Below are 17,850 nucleotides of genomic sequence, written 5' to 3' on the forward strand. Positions count from 1 at the left end.
GCGAGGCCTCAGCGCGACGGCAGCCGCGCGTGCACTTCGTCGACGGTCGGTTCGCCATCGAGGAACGCTTCGTGCAGCTCGACCGCGAGGCCCGCGATCGCGGTCGGGTTGCGGCCGATCCCGAGCTCGTCGGCGTGCGATCGCAGGAAGCGCGCCGCGGCGCGCAATGCCTCCTCGCGGACGCGCGTGTCGTCGTCGCCGACGCGGAAGCGCCAGCGCCGCACGCGCGCGAGCACCTCGGCCTTCGTGGGGTCGTCGAGCTCGACGCCGGTCGCCGCGAACACGCGGCAGTCGTAGGCGCGGCACGCCCGCGGCCGATGCGCGTAGATCGAGCAGCGATCGTCGACGAGCATCGGGCAGTGTCCGTGCTCGTCGTAGCCGAGCACGCGACGACCACGCGGCATCTGAGGTGCGGCGAACAGGAGCTCGGACGGGATGTGCGCGAGCGCGTCGTGCTCGTCCGGCTCGACCAACACGAACTGCGACGCGCGACAGCACGCGGTACAGCCGTCGCACGGTACGTCGGAGCCGCCCTCGCCGCGCACCGCGCGCGTCATCACGGGCAGCCACGCGCCGAGCTCACCCGCGTCGAGCGTCTCGCTCACGTCGTGGGGGCGTCTGAGTTCCGCAAGAACGAGCGGGTCGCTGGCGAGCCCGCCCGGGAGGCGGAGGGGCGGTCGACCGCGGCGACGTGGCTGACCGATCGCCGTTCGGCCCAGTGCGCGACCCCGCGCGCCTGGAAGAGCAGCGGCCGGTCGGTGAGCCGGTGCGTCGCGAGCCAGAGCCGCTTGAGGTGCCGCTTGTGGCCGCTCGCGGGGTCGTCCTCGTACGCGGTGCGGCCGTGGAGCACGTGATAGTTGTTGATGAACTGCATCTCGCCCGGCTGCAGGTCCATGTAGACGTTGAAGTCGGGGTCGTTCGCCAGCTGGATCGCGGCGGTGATCGCTTCCTTCGCGTCATCGGAGAGCCGCGGCGCGTCGGCGTGGCGCTGCGACGCGTAGATGTACGGCGGGATGAACCGGACGAAGAGTCGACCGTGGTGCTCGGTGAACGCCGGGATCGTGAAGAACGGGCGCGTGCCGTCCTTCTCCTCACCGCGCAGGTCGTAGGGAAGCGGCTCGTAGAGGAGCGCGGCGAGATCGGGTCGTTCGCGGACGAGCGCGTTGTGGATGGCGACCGCGTTCGCGACGCACGAGAGGCCGCCGCGGCGCGCGGTGCGCAGACACAGCAGCCCGACGAGATCCGAGCCGTCGGTGTGGTAGTCGAGCGCGATCGCGCCGAGCTCGTTGCCGCGCGCGGTCGGATCGTCGTACGACTTGCCCTGATCGGTGACGTCGCCGAGCACGTGCCCGTGCTTGTTCTGCGGCCACGGCTCGCCGAGGTGCAGCCCGATGCCCCAGTAGAGAAGGCTCAGGTCGTCGTCGGAGTAACGGTCGACGTCGAGCGCGCTGATCCGGACGAAGCCGCGCCCGTCGAGCAGCGTGGTGACCGCGTCGGAGAGCTTCGTCGCGAGCGCTTCGAGCGGAAAGTCCTCGCGCCGGATCGCGAGCGGGTCGCCGCCGACCGCGCGCGCGGCGCGCAGCGCGGCGTCGAGCTCCTCGTGGTCGGCGGCCTCGAGCCGCAGCGTCCAGCGCTCGGGATCGGCGACGTCGGCGGCGCGCCACTCGGCCGCGGGTTCGAGCTCACACACCATGCGGTGCCAACGATACGGCGAGCGCTCGGGCGCGCGCCGCCCGGCGGCCCCGCCATTGCGAGGGCGAATTCAATGCGGCAACCTGCACGGATGCTCCGATGGAACGCCTTCGCCGAGCTCCGGCCCGATCTGGCGGCGCAGGGGCGCAAGCTCTTCTACGACCACGATGTCGGGCTCGGCTTCCTCGCGACGGTGCGGCCCGACGGCGGACCCCGGGTCCACCCGATCTGCCCGGTGTTCAGTGAGGCCGGGCTCTTCGCCTTCATCGTCCCGGGCCCGAAGCTGAACGACCTGCACCGCGACCCGAGGTACTCGCTGCACTGCGAGACGTACCCGCCGCCGAACCACGACGACGCGTTCATGATGAGTGGGGTCGTCGACTGGGTGCGCGACGGCGAGCTGCGGAACCTGCTCGCGCGCCAGTTTCTCGGCGAACGTCAGCTCTCGGAGCCGTGGCCGGGCTTCGACCAGCAGGACCTGATCGAGTTCACATTCGACCGTTGTCTGCTCACGCTCACGAACACGCGTGACGGACTCTCCGACGGGCACACCGTGTGGCGCGAGGAACCCGCGCGCGTCAAGCGGCGGTTTCGGCAGTCAACGTAAAGGGCCGCACGCGCGCGAGCAGCTCGCGCGTCGAGTCCGCGTCGAGCGGGCGACCGAGCAGGAAGCCCTGTGCGAGATCGCAGCCGAGCCCGCTGAGCGCGGCGACCTGCGCGTCGGTCTCGACGCCTTCGGCGATCGGCACCAACCCGAGGGTGTGCGCGATCTGCACGATCGCGGCGGCGAGCGATGCGCCCGATCGGGCCATGTCGCTCACGAACGAGCGGTCGATCTTCAACATGTCGATCGGGAACTGCTGCAGATAGGCGAGCGACGAGTAGCCGGTGCCGAAGTCGTCGACCGCGAGGCGCACGCCGAGCCGGCTGAGGCACTGGAGCTGCGCGGCCGCGGCCTCGGGATCCTTGATGAGCGCGTGCTCGGTGATCTCGAGGATCAGCCGGCCCGGCTCGAGCCCGCAGCGCCGCAGCAGCGCGTCGACGCGCGCCGGAAGGTCGGCGTCGAGTAGCTGACGGGGCGACATGTTCACGGTCACTGCGGGCGCAGCCTGGCCGTGCGCGCGCACCCAGTTCTGCGCTTCTTCGCATGCGGTCGCCAGGACGTGGTTGCCGATCTCGTCGATGAGCCCGCCCGACTCCGCGAACGGGATGAACGCCATCGGCCCGAGCAGCCCGCGCTCGGGGTGGTTCCAACGTACGAGCGTCTCGAACGCGGCGATGCGCTGGCTCGTGAGCTCGTAGATCGGCTGATAGTGCAGGACCAGCTCGCCGCGCTCGGCCGCGCCGCGAAGGTGCACCTCGAGATCGAGGCGTTCGATCGCGGCCTCGTGCATCTCGCGCGCGTACGCGCGGACGCAGTTCTTGCCGTTCGCCTTGGCGGTGTACATCGCGAGGTCGGCGTTGCGGAGCAGCTCGTCGGCGTTCGAGCCCGCGGCACCGAACGCGATGCCGATGCTGGCCGTCGCGGCCACCGGCTTCGTGCCGAGCGCGACCGGCTGTTGCAACGCGGCGACGATGCGCTCCGCGATCTCGGTCGCGTGCTCGGGCGCTTCGAGGTCGTCGATCAGCACCGCGAACTCGTCGCCACCGAGGCGCGCCGCAGTGTCGCCCTGCCGCAGGCAGCTCGTGAGCCGGTCGCTCGCGACGCGCAGCAGGTCGTCACCCGCGGAGTGGCCGAGGCTGTCGTTCACGGTCTTGAACTCGTCGAGGTCGATGAACAGCACCGCGAGCTGCCCGTCCGAGCGCTCGAGCCGCGTCGTCGCGTGGTCGACCCGGTCCCGGAACAGCGCCTGGTTGGCGAGCCCGGTGAGCGGGTCGTGGAACGCCTGGTGGATCAGCTCGCTCTGGAGCCGCCGGTGCTCGGTGACGTCCCGGAAGCTCCAGACCCGGCCGACGACCTGACCGTTGATCCATTGCGGGAGCGAGTCGCGCTCGTAGACCCGGCCGTCCTTGAAGTCGAGCGTGTCGTGGCTCGACGCCTCGGGATCCGCGTAGAGCTCGTGGATCTTGGCGACGAACGCGGCCGGGTCGCACAGTTGGTCGAGGAGGAACGCGAGCGCCGCGACGTCGTTGCGGTCGTCGAGCGCGTCGGGCGGCAGCTTCCACATCTCGGTGAAGCGCCCGTTCACGCTGGTCATGCGGCCCGACTCGTCGACGACCAGGATGCCGTCGGCGGTCGACTCGAGCGTCGCCGCGAGCACCGAGTTGGTCGCGCGCACGTCTTCCTCGGCGGCCACGCGATCGGTGATGTCGTGCCCGGTGACGACGAGCCCTTCGACCGTCGGGTCGTCGAGGAGGTTCGTGAAGGTCAGCGCGAACGGGATCGCATCGCGACTGATGTGGCGGAGCCTGAGGTCGACGGTCACCGGCACGCGCGGCGCGCCGTCCTCGTCGCTGCAGACGTCGCGTAGCGCGGCGTCGAGGATCGCGCGGTCGTCGCCGTCGACGAGCGCGTCGAGCGTGCGCCCCTCGAGCCATTCCTGGTCGTGTCCGAGCTGACGCGTGAGCGCGCCGGAGGACGCGGTCACGACGCCGTCGCCGGTGAGGAGCATCGTGAGCGACGCGGAGTTCTGCATCAACGATCGGAAGCGCGCGACCTCGTCGCCCGCGACCTCCCAACGCCGACGCTCCGTGACGTCGCGCACGCTCAGCAACAACTCGTCGCCGAGCGGGGCGCCGATCATCTCGACGAGGCGCCAGCCGTCACCGCTGCGCACGCGCAGCTCGAGCAGCGAACCGACCTCCTTCTGCTGCACGCTCGCGATCGCGAGCGCTGCGAGCTGGAGATCCTCGGGGTGGATGAAATCGAGACCGTTCGCCCCGATCGCCTCGTCGAGCGGCAGGCCGAAGATGCGCTCGGCCGCCCGGTTCGCCCACCGGATCCGTGCGTCGGCGCCGATGACGAGCACCGCATCGGGAAGTGCGCCCGCGATGTCGGCGAGCGCGAAGAAGTCGTGCGGCACTCCACCTCATCGGCGCGCCGGGCTGGTCAATTGACCCAATTGCCCCGAGACCGTGGGCGCCCGGCGTGACGCCGTTGGGACGCGATGCCCGGGCGCCGGGGGACTACGCCTGGGTGGCCGCCGGCATCGATTGCGCGCAGACGATCTGCCGCAACTCCTCGACCGCGCGGCACACGGTGTCGATCTTCTCCTCGAGCCCGCCGAGCCGGTCGCCGTCGGCGACTTCCGCGCGCCTCGACTTCGCCGCGGCCTTCAACTGTTCGTAGCAACCGCGCAGCAGTCGACCGCTGTCGCGCTCTTCCGCGATGTAGCGGCCGAGCAGCGCGCCGGTGTGGATGTCGATCGAGTGGTCGTGGAAGAAGTTGTCGAACACGTCGGGACGATCGCCGGTGTCGATGCGGTGCAGACCCAACGCCTTCATCTTCTCGAGGTCGCTGCGATCCGAACGCGCGATCTCGAGCTTGCGCGCGTGGTCGGCGTCGTCCTTCGCCCAACGCACTTCGTAGCCGAGCTCGTTGATGCGCTTCGCGAAGGTCATGCCGTGCTCGCCCTCGCGCGCCGCAACGGTGCGCAGCACCGCGCACACGTCGGCGCTCGGCGTCACGTCGATCCACGCGCGGAGGTACTCGTGTGCGTTCGTCTCCGCGACGGCGACGGCGTTCAGGAGTCCGAGATAGCTGGGCTTGTCGGACACGGCGCACTCCTCTGCGGTCAGCGGCTCGTTCGTGAAAACCCTCTCATGCCCTTTCGAGCCGGGCAACCGGGCGTCGGGCGGGCGCGCGTGAACTCCGGAGCCGCCGCGACCGTATGTGTTCGCCGGAACCTCAGGTGGAGACCCTTGAAAGTCGTAGGTATGCGATGAACACAGTTGGGCGACTCAAGACGGGCGGTGTGCGCGGTGTGCGCGGGAAGCGCGGTGTCACGATGGCCGCGATCGTGGGCATGGCCGTGATCGCGTTGGCCGCGTGCGGATCGTCGTCGTCGAGTGGTTCGGGAACCCCGGCGACGTCGGGGCAGCCGGCCGCGACCACGCCGTCGACGACGGCCGCCGGGAATGGAGCGACGAGCGCGACGGTCAAGACCGCGACCGACTCGAAGCTCGGCACGATCCTCGTCGACGACGCCGGGCGCACGCTCTACACGCTCACGAACAACGGCAAGGCCGTCGCGTGCACCGGCGGCTGCCTGAGCGCGTGGCCGCCACTGCTCCTCGCGTCCGGCGCGACCAGTGCGACACCCGGATCCGGCGTGACCGGACTCGGTGCCACTTCGGCCGCCGGCGGCACGCAGGTCACCGAGAACGGTCTGCCGCTGTACCACTTCTCGGGTGACACGAGCGCCGGCGACACGAACGGTGAGGGCATCACGAGCTTCGGCGGAACCTGGCACGCGGGCACCGCGATGGACTCGACTGCGACGACTGCACCGGCCTCCGTCGTGAGCCCGACCACGGGCTCCGGCCCCACGACGACCAACGCCTACGGCTATTGAGATCGGCGGCTCACGCGCCCCGCGCGCGTGAGCCGCTCGTCGGGTTCGGGGCGGTGTTCGGCCCGCCGGGGCCGAAAAGAGCGGGTGGTACCGTCTGCGCCCATGCGGGTGGCGGTGCGGTGTCGAGCATGAGCACGCCCGCGGTCATCGGCGGTGAGCCCGCGTTCGCGCCGGCGCTCCCGTTCGTGCGTCCGACGGTTCCCGATCTCGCGCGCGTCACCGCGCGCGTCGACGCGTCGTACTCGCGCGGCATGCTCACCAACGGGCCGATCGTGCGCGAGTTCGAGGCCGCGGCGGCCGACCGGCTCGGTGTGCCGCACGCGATCGCGGTGTCGTCGTGCACGGCCGGGCTCATGCTCGTGCTGCGTTCGCTGGCACCCCGCGGACCGGTCGTACTGCCGAGCTTCACGTTCTCGGCGTCGGCCCACGCGATCGTGTGGAACGGGCTCGAGCCGCGCTTCGTCGAGTGTGATCCGACGTCGTTCCAGATCGACACCGCATCGGCGGCGGCGCGCATCGACGGCGCGGGCGCGCTGCTCGCAACCCACGTGTTCGGCGCCGCGTGCGACGTCGACGCGGTCGAGGCGCTGGCCGCACGGACCGGGATCCCGGTGCTCTTCGACGCCGCGCACGGGTTCGGGGGGGCGCACGGCGGGCGCCCCATCGGCGGGTTCGGCGCGGCCGAGGTCTTCAGCCTCAGCCCGACAAAGGTCGTCGTCGCGGGCGAAGGCGGCGTGATCGCGACACACGACGACGCGCTCGCCGACGAGCTGCGCATCGGGCGCGACTACGGGAACCCGGGCGACTACGACACGCAGTTCGTCGGGCTGAACGCACGCATGTCGGAGCTGCACGCCGCGATCGGCGTCGAGTCGCTCGCAGGGCTCGACGAGCGGCTCGCGCAGCGCCGGCACATCGTCGACCGCTATCGCAGCGGGCTCGCGGAGCTGCCCGGCGTCGCGGTGCAGCGCATCGACGCGGGTGACGAGTCGACGTACAAGGACTTCACGATCGCGATCGACGAGCCGACGTTCGGCATCGCGCGCGACACCGTCGTGGACGCGCTGCGCGCCGACGGCATCGACACGCGCTGCTACTTCTCGCCGCCGGTGCACCGTCAGCACGCGTACCGCGACGTCGCGCCCTACGACCTCCCGGTCACCGACGCGGTCGCGGGGCGCGTCGTGAGCCTGCCGATCTACGCGTCGCTCACCGATCGCGACATCGACACCGTGACGCGCGTGCTCGCGTCGCTGCACCACCACGCGGACAAGGTGCGAGCCGCCCTCGCTGCATGATCGCCGCGTCCGTCCTGCACGACTTCGCGAATCGCCAGGAGTTCCACGAGGGACTGCGCTGGGGCGTCGCGCTCGCGGCCGTATCGGTCGTCGCGGGCGTCATCTGCACGTCGGTGTTCCGTAAGCCGGCGCCGATCGCGGGCCTTGTGGTCACGATCGCGTTCGCGTCCGCGGTGACGCCCGCGCGAGCGGTCTCGATCGACGGGTTCGGTCGCACCGGGCTGCCGAGCAACGTCGGCCACGGGCTCGTCTACCTGGGCATCGCGGGGCTCGTCGTCGGCCTGCTCATGATGTGGCAGCGCGCGCTCGTGCTCGTCGGCCTCGTCGTCACCATCCCGGGCGCGGTGCTGCTGACGCAGAAGAGCGGTCTGCCGAACGAACACTGGGTCGCGCCGCTCGTCGTGCTGACGACCGTCGTCGGCGGGACGTTGGTCGCAGACTTCGACCGGCGCCACCGCAGGCGCGGTTGGGGTCCGGTGATGTTCGCGGTCACCGTCGTCGGCATGTACTTCACGGTTCCCGATACGGAAGTCGCGCTCGTGCTGCTCGGCGCGTCGCTGCCGCTCGTGCTGCTCGGCTGGCCGGTGCCGCTCACGTCGATCGGTGCCGTCGGCGCGTACCCCGCGGTCGGCGCGCTCGCGTGGACCGCGGCGTACGAAGGACTGGGCCGGCCGTCGGCGATCGTCGCGGGCGTCGCGTGCCTCGGGCTGTTCGTCGTCGAGCCCGTCACGCGCATCCTGCTCGGGTTCAAGCGGACGATCTTCGACATGCTGCCGCGTCGCTGGTGGCTCGCGATCCCCGTCGCGGTCGGCCACCTCGTGCTCGTGTTCGTCGCCGCGCGCGTCGCGGGTCTGCGTCAGGACGTCGGACAGGCGACACTGATCGTCGTGGCCGAGCTCGTCAGCGCCGTCGCCGTGCTGTGGGCGATCCAGGCCGAGGCGCTGCCGCAGCCGCGTCGGCGGAGCGTGCCGCGCTGATGGTCGATCCGACGTCGACGCTCGGGCGCGCGATTCGAGCCCGGCGCGAAGAGCTGCACCTCAGCACCGACGACGCCGCGGTACGCGCGCGCATCCCCGAGACGTCGTGGAGGCTGATCGAGCAGGGCCAGCAGGCGCCCAGCGACCTCATGCTCGGTGCGATCTGCCGCGCGCTCGAGTGGACGCCCGCGACGATCGACAACTTGCTGCGCAACGAGATCCACGTGAACCCCGACGGCGAGATGGTCGTCGATCTCGACGCGTCCGAACGCGCCGCCGCGCCGCCGCAACCCGAGCTCACGCTCGACGTGCGCGGGCTCACGAGCGCGCAGCTGCGCGAGGTACAGGGCTACATCGACTACCTGCGCGAGCGCTTCAGCTGAGCCCGTCGCGCGCGAGCGCGACGACGGCAGGGGAGCCGAGCGCGAGTGGCCGCACGACGCGACCGTCGGCGTCGATCAAGTAGGCGACCGGAGTTCCGAGTCCCGCGAACGCCTCCGCGCGATCGTCGTCCTGGAGTCGGAGGCGGGCCCCGAGCCCGCTGCCGTCGAGCAGGGCGCGGTTCGCGCGCGCGTCGCCGGTTGCGAGGAGCACGACGTCGACGCCGGCGGCTTCGAGTCGCGGCGCGAGCGCGGCGAGGTCGTCGACGATCGTCGCGCAGTACCGGCACGTCGGGCTCCACGCGACGACGAGCGCGGCGCGGCCCCGCAGCGCGCGGCTCGACCAGTGCGCGCCGGCGTGGGTTCGCGCGTCGAAGTCGGGGAGCGCGGCGCCGACCGCGAGACCTTCGGGCTCGTCGCCGATCTCGGTGACCGGTTCCGACACGCCGAAGAGGAAGCCGATCGCGCCGATGTCGCGCGCGAGACGGAGCACGTCGGCGCGCACCGCATCGACGTCGACCTCGAAGACGTCGGCGATGTCGGCCGCGATCTCGTCGATCGAGCCCGACCCGTCGAAGCACTGCCACACGATCGCCGCGCTCTCGTTGAGCGCGCAGGTCTCGAGGAAGACGGTGCCCGGCGCGACGCGACCGATGACGAGCTCGGCTCCGATCGGCACCTCGGCGACGTCGGGACGCACGTGCGGCACGAACGACGCGTCGAGCTCGTCGGGCCGGAGGTCGGCGGCCGGGTCGTCGACGGCCGGGCTCGCGCTCACCGGGACTCCGAGAGCTCGACGAGGCGCCGACCGAGCGCGGCCGGGTTCGCCCACGAGATGCCGAATGCGGGCACGCGGCTGAAGACCGCGGCGACGCCGTCGAGGACGGCCTGCGCACCGACGGCGGCGGCGTTCACGACCTCTTGTGCTCCGGCCGCGACTGCGGGCGCGACGCCGAGGGGCCCCGCGGCGTGCTCCTCGGTCGTGAAGGCCCACGCCGCGAGCGGGTAGCGCCCGGGCGCGACCGGCTCGAGCTCGCGCGGCGCGGGCGGGTGCCGACGCTCGAAGTCGGCGAGCGCGTCGCGGTCGATCGTGAGCGCGGGCTCGGGCACCACGAGGCACGCGTCGTCGGGATCGAGGTGCAGCACCGGCACGTCGACGATCGCGACGCCCGCGTCGTTGAGCCGGCTCTCGACGTTCGGTAGCTCGGCGCGGATCCGCTCGGGTGCGATCACCGCGCGGCCGTTGGCGACCAGGCCGACGGCCGCGAGCCGCGGCAGTGTCGTCGTGGCGGCGGGTTCGGCGAAGTCGGAGAGGTGGTGCAGCAGCGTGCGCACGATGCGACGGGGCGTGCGCGTGCGCACCAGCGTGTCGCTCGCGCGATAGAGGAAGTGGAAGCCGTGCACCTGCTCGTCGTCGTCGCCCCGGCTCACGAGCGCGGAGAAGTTGGCGGGCGCGTCGAGGTCGATCACGTGCGCGGCGAGGATGCGCCGCAGGTCGGCGTCGAGCTCCGCCGTCGACGAACGCACGCCGAGGGCCCACTCGCCGACGAGGAACGTGCTCGCGGCCTCCCACTCCATGTCGTCGAGTGACTCGATGCACGAGCTGCACGTGCTCATGACCGGCACGGTGCGCGGTTCGAGGACGCGGGGTCCGCGACGCTCAGCCACGGGCCACCGCACGCGTCCGAACCGCCTCGACGAGCTGCTGTGCGCCGAACGTCTCGAGCAGCTTGCGTACGTCGGACGCCATCACGCCGGCCTCGGCGTGGAAACGATCGGCGAGCTCGCGCGCGAGATCGTCGGCCGTCGCGCGTCCGTCGATCGACCACCACACCGCGCTCGCGCTCCAGTTCAGGAGGTGCAGGCGGTCGGTGCGCGCGTCGTACAGCACGCTCTCGTCGTCGAGCTCGACACCGTGCACGCCCGCGCGGTGGCGGGGCACGGCTTCGGTGGTGACCGAGTCGTGCGGGGACCACTCGGGTGCGAGGGCGCGGCGTTTCACGTCAGACCCTCGCACCGAGCCGGGCCACGACGTCGATGACGCGGTCGCACGCGTCGTCGAGGGTGCCGACGGTGAGGCGGTAGCACTCGCACGGCCGCACGACGCCGGCGAGGAGGTCGAGGCCCGCGGCGCCGTGCGCGGAGAAGTTGAACGCGTTCTCCGCGAGCATCATCACGGCCTCGGCGCGACTGATCGGCTCGAGCGCGGTGGTCGCACCGGGCTCGAAGCGCGGGCTCACGATCGCGCGCGCGGTGCACGACTCCGCGACCGCTCCCGGACGGATCGCGTCGGGCACGACGTGCCAGACGTCGTCGCAGAAGCGCGCGAAGCGGGCGTCGAGCTGTGGGCGCAGCGGCGCGAGCGCGTCCCACGAGCCCATCTCGATCGACAGCGGCTTCGGATACGGGTCGACGCGCGCGCTCGCGGGGTCGATCGCGACCGCCTCGTCGGTCAGGTAGCCGAACCCGCGCAGCGCGAGCCCGGCGACGAGCGTGCTCTTGCCCGCGTCCATCCGCGCGGGTAGCAGCACTGCGCTGCCGTCGTGCTCGGCCGCGGCCGCGTGCAGCAGGAGCCAGTCGTTCGACGCCTCGACGACCGCGCGGTTGAGGTGCCAGAGGAGGTACACGAGCGCGAGCGGCTCGCTCGGTGTGCGCACGATCGGGAGGCCGTCGAAGTAGACCGCATAGCGACGTTGGTAACGCTCGCCCTCGTCGACGACGGAGAACCGGTGCGCGGCCTCGATCCCGGCCGGCGCGCGCAACGGGGCCAGGACCAGCTCGAGGTAGTCGGCGAGATCGTCACCCATGAGGCGTGCGTCGAACGTCAGCCCGAGCGCCTTGAACACGGGGGTGCGGCGCGGCCACGGGCGCGCGTCGAGCCGCGCGAGCGTCGCCGATTCGCGCGCGGGACGGCGTCGCGGTGTTGCCGGTTCGCTCAAACAAGATCCCCTTGTCGCCCGGCGGGCAATGGTAGACGGCGTCCGGAGGGGCGCTCCCCGGCCGGCTTGCGTGGGCGCGGGTGCGTCACACCAGACTGGGCCCGTGACCGGGGGCGACGTGCAGATCCGTGAGTACCGCGACGACGACGAGGCCGAGGTGCTCGCGCTCCTACAGGCCTCGCTCGGCTGGGTGCCCGACGACCAGTACGCGCGCTTCTTCCACTGGAAGCACCACGAAAACGCCTTCGGCCGTTCGCCCGCGTGGGTCGCGCTCGACGGCGACCGCATCGTCGGCTTCCGCATCTTCCTGCGTTGGGAGTACGTGCACGACGGGCGCATCGTGCGCGCGGTCCGCGCCGTCGACACCGCGACGCATCCCGACGCGCAGGGTCGCGGCATCTTCTCGAAGCTCACGCGCCACGCGCTCGAGCAGGTGCGCGCCGAAGGCGTCGGGTTCGTGTTCAACACGCCGAACGACCAGAGCCGTCCCGGATACCTCAAGATGGGGTGGCAGCCGGTCGCTCGGCTGCCGGTGCTCGTGACGCCGCGTTCGCTGCCGTCGCTGCTCGCGATCGCGCGGGCCCGCGTGCCCGCCGACAAGTGGTCGCAGCCGACATCCGCCGGGCGCGCCGCGGTCGACGCGTTCGCGGATCACGACGCGGTCACCGCGCTGCTCGCCGCGTCTCGCGCGACCGATGGCGTGCGGACGAATCGCACACCCGAGTTCCTCGGGTGGCGCTACGGCTTCGCGCCGCTGGAATATCGCGTGGTCACGCTGACCGACCGACTCGCCGACGGCTGCGTCGTGTTCCGCCTGCGGCGGCGGGGCGGAGCGCTCGAGGCGGTGATCTGCGACATGCTCGTACCGTCGACGCCGCGGACGTCGGTCGGCTCGTTGCTGCGATCGGTGCTGCGCGCGTCGCGCGCCGACTACGCGATCCGCATCGGCGGCTCGGACGTTGCGCGCGCCCTCTCGTTGCCGCTCCCGGGTCAGGGTCCGACGCTCGTGTGGCGCGCGGTGTGCGACGACGTCATGCCACCCGCCCCGGCCTGGCACGTCGGCATGGGCGACATCGAGCTGTTCTGAGCTTTCTGGTCGGGCTCGCTCCGCTCGCCGCTCTTGACGCCTCAGTGCCCGGCTCGGCCGGGCCGCCAAGCGACCCGGTCGTTCTGGCGAGAGCGATTCGCTCGTCCGGTCGGGCTCGCAAGCTTCGCTCGCTCCGCTCGCAGGCTCAGCCGGTGACGAGGTCGGCGTAGATCGCTTCCGTCCGCTTCACCGCGTGGGTGATGTCGTACTCGCCGCCGCGGCGCGCGGCCGCGGTGGCGAAGGTCGCCCGCCGGGCTGGATCGCGTACGAGCGCCTCGATCGCGTCGGCGAACAGGTCGGGGCGGTGCGCCGGCACGAGCAGCCCTTCGACGTTGTCGCGCACGCCTTCGGGCACGCCGCCGACCGCGGTCGCGACGATCGGGAGCCCGACCGCCATCGCCTCCATGATCGCGACCGGAAAGCCCTCGTAGTGCGACGCGAGCGCGAACAGGTCGCAGCCCGTGAGCAGACGCATCGCGTCGGACCGGAACCCGAGCAGGTCGACGCGGTCGTCGAGTCCGAGCTCGGCGCGCCGAGCCCTGATCTCGGTCTCCATCGGCCCTTGCCCGACGATCACGAACCGCAACGGCAGCCCGCGGTCGACGAGGAGTCGCGCGGCCGCGAGCAGATCGGGGTAGCCCTTCGTGCTGCGGAAGTTGGCGACGGTGACGATCGCGATCTCGTCGGGCGCGATTCCGAGCTCGGCGCGTACCGCGGCGCGCGACTCGGGACCGCGCTCGACATCGGCGAGCACGAGACCCTGCACGACGACCTCGACGCGCTCGCGCAGACGCGCCGGGATCGAGGCGCGCACCTCGTCGCTCACTGCGAGCCACGCGTCACCGAGCGGAAACGTCGTCGCGTTCAATGCGCGCGTCGCGCGGTTGTGGCTCGGCCAGATGTTGTGCTCCGTCGACACCACGCGCGGTCGCCGCGCGCGCGGCAACGTGCGCACAGCGAGGCGCCCGAGACCCGCGGGGACGGGAGAGTGCACGTGAACGATGTCGTAGCGCTCGGCGGCGAGCAGCCCGCGCAGACGCGCACACCAGCGCGGGTCCTCCGCGCGCGGCGCGTCGAGACAACGGGTCCGCACGCCGGCCGCCTCGAGATCGGCGACGAACTGCGTCTTCGTGGGCAGCAGGTATGCGACCTCGACGTCGAAGCGCTCGGTATCGCGCACCCGCGCGCTGGAAACGAGCAGACGCTCCGCGCCCCCCGGACCGAGGCCCTTGATCAGCTGGAGGACCCTGATGCGGTCGCTCATGCTTCCCGTTCTCGGCACCTGCGGCGCCGCGCCGCTCGAGCCCCGCTCGCTCGCGAACGGGCGGGTGCTCGGCGCGTGCGGCGGCCGGCTCGCTCGCTCATGTCTCGCGCCGGAACTCGGGGCGGGTGAAGCCGGCGGCGACGACGGCCACGAACAGGAGCGCGACCGCGGCGATCGCGATCGCGCCGGCCGCCGCGGTCGATGCGTGCGCGACCCCGATTGCGACTGCGGCGAGGACGATCTCGACGCCCGCGAACGCGCCGCTCGCGCGCGCGGCGGCCCACCCCCGGTCGACGAGCTGGTCGTATACGTGGCCACGGTCGCCCTGGAACAGCGGGTGGTGGGCGCGCACCCGCCGGAGGATCGTCACGGTCGCTTCGAGCACGGGGAGCGCGACGAGCGCGAGCCCCGCGACGCCGACCGCCGCGACCCGGTGCGGGTGCCACGACATCGCGAGCAGCAGCGCGAGCGCGGTGCCGACGAGGTACGCGCCGGCGTCGCCGAGGTACACGCGCGCGGGCGGGCGGTTGAACCAGAGGAAGCCCGCGACGGCGCCGGCGAGCGCGAGCGCGACCAGCCGGTCGTCGTGCCGGAGCACGATCGCGAAGCCGACCGCGCCGACGAGCGTGACGCCGCCCGCGAGCGCGTCGAGGCCGTCGAGCATGTTGAGCGCGTTCACGAGGCCGACGACCGCGATCACCACGAGAACGGGCCCGACCGGCCCGCTCCACCGCACTGGCGCGACCGCGGCGGTGATGACTCCGATGCCGATCTCACCGGCGAGTCGCGCGACCGGTGGGACCTCGCGCGCGTCGTCGGCGACACCGAGTGCGGCGGCGAGCGCGAGCGGGACCAGCAGCACCGGGTGCACGACCGCGACGACCGCGCCGACCCCGACGAAGACGCCGAGGCCTCCGAGATAGGGGACCGGCGCGGTCTGCACCTTGAGCGGACCGGGACGGTCGACGATGCCGGTGCGGCGCGCGACGCGCATCGCGACCGGCGTCGCCAGGAGCGCGACGACCAGCGCGATCGCGGCGGCGATCAGGGCCACGTGAGCACCTGCGACGCCGTGCCGCGATGGACTTCGATCGTCTCCGTCGGATTGAAGCCGGAGCGCTGGTAGAGCGCGATCGCGGGGGCGTTGTCGGCCCCGACGACGACCCGCGCGCGCGGGACGCGTCGCACGGAGAGCTCGCCGGTGAACGCGTCGACGAGCGCGTGGCCCGCACCGTGACCGCGCTCGTCGGGCGCGACCGCGATCGCGAGCAGCTCCGCGGCCGACGCGTCGGACGCGTTCGCCTTCTCCGCGCCGCTGTGGCCGCCGACGCCGTACCGCAATGTCTCGAGTACCCGACGCGACGAGCGCACCACACGCGGGAGCGCGGCGCGCGCGGCCGAGAAGCCGTCGTGCCAGAGGAACTCGGTGTAGAGCGCGCGCACGTCTTCGGTGCCCGCGACGAAGCCGATCTGCTCGAGGTCGCGCTCCGCGATCAGGAGGAACGACCGCGGCGAGCGCACGATGCGCCGGTACAACGTCTCGAGGAACGGCTGCCCGAGCGTCGGCAGGAACCCCTCGCTGATCTCGCTCACGTGCAGGCGCGCCGCGAGGGGCGCGTCGGCCGCGGTGCCGACGCGGACGCGGATCATGCGGCCGCCGCGCGTGCGCGACCCGTGAGCGCGCGGTACACGTCGAGCGTGATATCGATCTGCCGTTGTTGGTCGAACTCGCGTCGCGCCTTGTCGAGCGCGGCGACGCCCATCTGCGCGCGCCGAGCAGAGTCGACGACGAGGGTCTCGATCGCGCGCGCGAGCGCCGGCGCGTCGGCGCGGGGCACGAGCAGCCCGGTGACGCCGTCGTCGACGACCTGCCGGCAGCCGCGGATGTCGGTCGCGACGACGGGCACGCCGGTCGCGGCCGCCTCCATCGGTGTGCGCGGGAAGCCCTCACGGTGCGATGCGAGGACCGACACGTCGAACGCGGCGTAGAGGTCCTCGACGTCGCTGCGATGGCCGAGGAAGTGCACGCCGCTCTCGCGCTCGGCGGCGTCGATGTCGGCGGGCGTCACCGCATCCGCCTTGTCGTGGTCGGTCTCGCCGACGGCGACGACGCGCAGCTGCGGATAGCGGTCGCGAAGCGCGGCAGCGGCCGCGAAGAGCTCGCGATAGCCCTTCTCCCACACCAGTCGCGCGACGACCCCGCACACGACGTCGTCGGGGCCTGCGCCCATCTCGGCGCGCAGCGCGCCGCGCCGCTCGTCGCTCAGACGCCCGGGCCGGAAGCGCCGGAGGTCGATGCCGTTGCCGAGCTGGTGCAGCTTGCGGCGCGGCACGCCGAGGTGCGCGAGCGTCTCGAGGTCTTCCGGGTTCTGGACGAGCTCCGCGTGCGAGCAGAACGCGGCGATCCGTTCGAGGCTGTAGACGGCGGCGCGTTTGGCGAGCGCGTCGTCGGGTTGCGCGTAGAGGCCGTGCACGGTGTTGACGATCGCGGGCACGCGCGCGGCGCGGGCCGCGAGCCGTCCGTAGATGCCGGGCTTCGGATTGTGCGTGTGGACGATGTCGGGTCGGAGCGCGCGGAAGTGTCCATAGAGCTCGCGGCCGGCGCGCAGGTCGCTGCCGAACGCGATCGCGCGGCTCGCGTGCTGCAGCCCGACGAACTCGATTCCGTCGGCGACGAGCGCGTCGGCGAACGGACCCGGCGCCGACATCGCGATGACGTCGTACCCCGCGTCTCGAAACGCGCGCAGGTGCTGACCGAGGAGGAGCTCGAGGCTGATGTCGGTCGTGGTCACGTGGACGAGCCGCGGGCGGGATCCGCTCACGAATCGACGTTCCGGTAGCGCCAACGGTTCGCGGCGCGGCGCAGGGTGTCCTCGAATCCCATGCCGCCCGCGACCTTGCGCTCGAAGTACCTCCGGCCGTCGCTGCGTTGGATCGGCGAGCGCGCGAGCCGGTGCGGATCGGTGTGCCCGGCGCGGTTCGCGCGCGTGCCCGCGAGTGCGGCCGACCGGAAGCGTGCGCGCACCTGCGCGTCGGCCGCATCCGACGGCGCGATCGCCTTGGGATACGCGAAGTCCGTGCACGGGCGCCCGAGCCGGTCCTCGATCAACCGCCGCGACCGGTCGAGCTCGTCGGCGACGCGTCCGGGAGGCAGACGATCGAGCACGGCGTGGGTGTGCGTGTGCGACGCGACGTCGACGAGCCCGGTCGAGCACGCGTCGCGCAGCGCCGCCCACGTGAGCGGCCGGCCGTCGTCGGGGAACGGCCGCTGCTCCTCGATGAACGCGGTCGCGAGGTAGAGCGTCACCGGGATGTGGTGCTCCACGAGCACGGGGAGCGCGGTCTCGGCGAAGTCGGCGGTGCCGTCGTCGAAGGTCACCACGACATCGTGCGGGTCGGTCGCGGCGTCCTGCAGGGTCTCGAGCGCGGGGGCGAGCGGCCGGGCCCCACCGCGGGTCGCGAGCCACTCCATCTGGTGCGCGAACTCGGCCGTGGCGAGGTCGACGTCGAGCGCGCTCGACGCACCGACCCGGTGGTAGATCAGCACGACGGTGCCGCGACCCGCCGGCACCGCGGCCGCGCCCGCCTTGACGATCGTTCGTACCAGCCCCGCACCCATTCGGTTCATCGATGAATCGGGCCTCGCGCGACGGACCGAAGGACGAGCCGGCGCCACCGCCCTCGGTGCCCGCTCACGGG

19 protein-coding genes are annotated in these 17,850 nt (G+C 72.3%); 6 read left to right on the plus strand and 13 right to left on the minus strand.

The window, feature by feature from the left end; genetic code table 11:
* Positions 1 to 8: 8 nt before the first annotated feature.
* Positions 9 to 605, minus strand: coding sequence for a YkgJ family cysteine cluster protein (locus tag VH914_03190; GenBank protein HEX4490187.1), 597 nt, complete (start codon positions 603 to 605; stop codon positions 9 to 11).
* The gene (locus VH914_03195) at positions 602 to 1,693 is read right to left on the minus strand and encodes a TauD/TfdA family dioxygenase (GenBank protein ID HEX4490188.1); all 1,092 of its coding nucleotides are present in this window, start codon (positions 1,691 to 1,693) and stop codon (positions 602 to 604) included. Before VH914_03195 ends, VH914_03190 begins: the two co-directional genes overlap by 4 nt.
* Before the next feature lie 90 nt (positions 1,694 to 1,783).
* Between VH914_03195 and VH914_03200 the strand changes: the two genes are divergently transcribed.
* Complete coding sequence (locus VH914_03200) at positions 1,784 to 2,299, plus strand: pyridoxamine 5'-phosphate oxidase (protein HEX4490189.1); 516 nt, start codon at positions 1,784 to 1,786, stop codon at positions 2,297 to 2,299.
* Here the strand turns inward: VH914_03200 and VH914_03205 are convergent.
* Both VH914_03205 and VH914_03210 read right to left on the minus strand, forming a co-directional pair.
* A complete protein-coding gene (locus VH914_03205) occupies positions 2,271 to 4,715 on the minus strand; it encodes an EAL domain-containing protein (GenBank protein ID HEX4490190.1) in 2,445 nt (814 codons plus the stop codon). The two genes, VH914_03200 and VH914_03205, sit on opposite strands and share 29 nt — an antisense overlap.
* Positions 4,716 to 4,818: 103 nt before the next feature.
* Entirely contained in the window at positions 4,819 to 5,409 is a 591-nt protein-coding gene (locus VH914_03210) for a hypothetical protein (protein HEX4490191.1), read from the minus strand.
* A gap of 164 nt (positions 5,410 to 5,573) precedes the next feature.
* Between VH914_03210 and VH914_03215 the strand changes: the two genes are divergently transcribed.
* From VH914_03215 to VH914_03230, 4 genes are all read left to right on the plus strand, one after another.
* Positions 5,574 to 6,206 carry a hypothetical protein gene (locus VH914_03215; GenBank protein ID HEX4490192.1) on the plus strand — a complete coding sequence of 211 codons (633 nt, stop codon included), beginning with the start codon at positions 5,574 to 5,576 and terminating at the stop codon, positions 6,204 to 6,206.
* Positions 6,207 to 6,334: 128 nt separating this feature from the next.
* Positions 6,335 to 7,504, plus strand: coding sequence for a DegT/DnrJ/EryC1/StrS family aminotransferase (locus VH914_03220; protein HEX4490193.1), 1,170 nt, complete (start codon positions 6,335 to 6,337; stop codon positions 7,502 to 7,504).
* Entirely contained in the window at positions 7,501 to 8,481 is a 981-nt protein-coding gene (locus tag VH914_03225) for a hypothetical protein (GenBank protein ID HEX4490194.1), read from the plus strand. Before VH914_03220 ends, VH914_03225 begins: the two co-directional genes overlap by 4 nt.
* Complete coding sequence (locus tag VH914_03230; protein HEX4490195.1) at positions 8,481 to 8,864, plus strand: helix-turn-helix transcriptional regulator; 384 nt, start codon at positions 8,481 to 8,483, stop codon at positions 8,862 to 8,864. Before VH914_03225 ends, VH914_03230 begins: the two co-directional genes overlap by 1 nt.
* Here the strand turns inward: VH914_03230 and VH914_03235 are convergent.
* The 4 genes from VH914_03235 to VH914_03250 are packed head-to-tail and all read right to left on the minus strand — an operon-like array spanning position 8,857 to position 11,800.
* Positions 8,857 to 9,639: a PqqD family peptide modification chaperone gene (locus VH914_03235; GenBank protein HEX4490196.1), complete on the minus strand. Its 783-nt coding sequence runs from the start codon at positions 9,637 to 9,639 to the stop codon at positions 8,857 to 8,859. The genes VH914_03230 and VH914_03235 overlap by 8 nt on opposite strands.
* Positions 9,636 to 10,478 carry a hypothetical protein gene (locus VH914_03240; GenBank protein ID HEX4490197.1) on the minus strand — a complete coding sequence of 281 codons (843 nt, stop codon included), beginning with the start codon at positions 10,476 to 10,478 and terminating at the stop codon, positions 9,636 to 9,638. Before VH914_03240 ends, VH914_03235 begins: the two co-directional genes overlap by 4 nt.
* 43 nt (positions 10,479 to 10,521) lie before the next feature.
* Positions 10,522 to 10,863 (minus strand): PqqD family protein, encoded by a 342-nt coding sequence (locus tag VH914_03245; protein HEX4490198.1) that lies wholly within the window; start codon positions 10,861 to 10,863, stop codon positions 10,522 to 10,524.
* A 1-nt stretch (position 10,864) separates the two neighbouring features.
* Entirely contained in the window at positions 10,865 to 11,800 is a 936-nt protein-coding gene (locus tag VH914_03250; GenBank protein HEX4490199.1) for a hypothetical protein, read from the minus strand.
* Positions 11,801 to 11,903: 103 nt separating this feature from the next.
* Here VH914_03250 and VH914_03255 point away from each other — a divergent pair, with 103 nt between their 5' ends.
* Positions 11,904 to 12,887 (plus strand): GNAT family N-acetyltransferase, encoded by a 984-nt coding sequence (locus VH914_03255; GenBank protein HEX4490200.1) that lies wholly within the window; start codon positions 11,904 to 11,906, stop codon positions 12,885 to 12,887.
* A 145-nt stretch (positions 12,888 to 13,032) separates the two neighbouring features.
* Here the strand turns inward: VH914_03255 and VH914_03260 are convergent, their stop codons facing one another.
* The 5 genes from VH914_03260 to VH914_03280 all read right to left on the minus strand — a co-directional run bounded on the left by VH914_03260 (position 13,033) and on the right by VH914_03280 (position 17,770).
* Positions 13,033 to 14,151: a glycosyltransferase gene (locus tag VH914_03260; protein ID HEX4490201.1), complete on the minus strand. Its 1,119-nt coding sequence runs from the start codon at positions 14,149 to 14,151 to the stop codon at positions 13,033 to 13,035.
* A gap of 97 nt (positions 14,152 to 14,248) precedes the next feature.
* Positions 14,249 to 15,205: an MraY family glycosyltransferase gene (locus tag VH914_03265; protein ID HEX4490202.1), complete on the minus strand. Its 957-nt coding sequence runs from the start codon at positions 15,203 to 15,205 to the stop codon at positions 14,249 to 14,251.
* On the minus strand, positions 15,196 to 15,801 hold the full coding sequence (locus VH914_03270; GenBank protein ID HEX4490203.1) for a GNAT family N-acetyltransferase: 606 nt from the start codon (positions 15,799 to 15,801) through the stop codon (positions 15,196 to 15,198). The genes VH914_03265 and VH914_03270 overlap by 10 nt, the downstream gene beginning before the upstream one ends.
* Positions 15,798 to 16,973 carry a glycosyltransferase family 4 protein gene (locus VH914_03275; protein HEX4490204.1) on the minus strand — a complete coding sequence of 392 codons (1,176 nt, stop codon included), beginning with the start codon at positions 16,971 to 16,973 and terminating at the stop codon, positions 15,798 to 15,800. The genes VH914_03270 and VH914_03275 overlap by 4 nt, the downstream gene beginning before the upstream one ends.
* A complete protein-coding gene (locus VH914_03280; GenBank protein ID HEX4490205.1) occupies positions 16,970 to 17,770 on the minus strand; it encodes a polysaccharide deacetylase family protein in 801 nt (266 codons plus the stop codon). Before VH914_03280 ends, VH914_03275 begins: the two co-directional genes overlap by 4 nt.
* Positions 17,771 to 17,850 lie beyond the last annotated feature (80 nt).

Source organism: Acidimicrobiia bacterium (assembly GCA_036271555.1).
Lineage (GTDB): Bacteria > Actinomycetota > Acidimicrobiia > IMCC26256 > PALSA-610 > DATBAK01.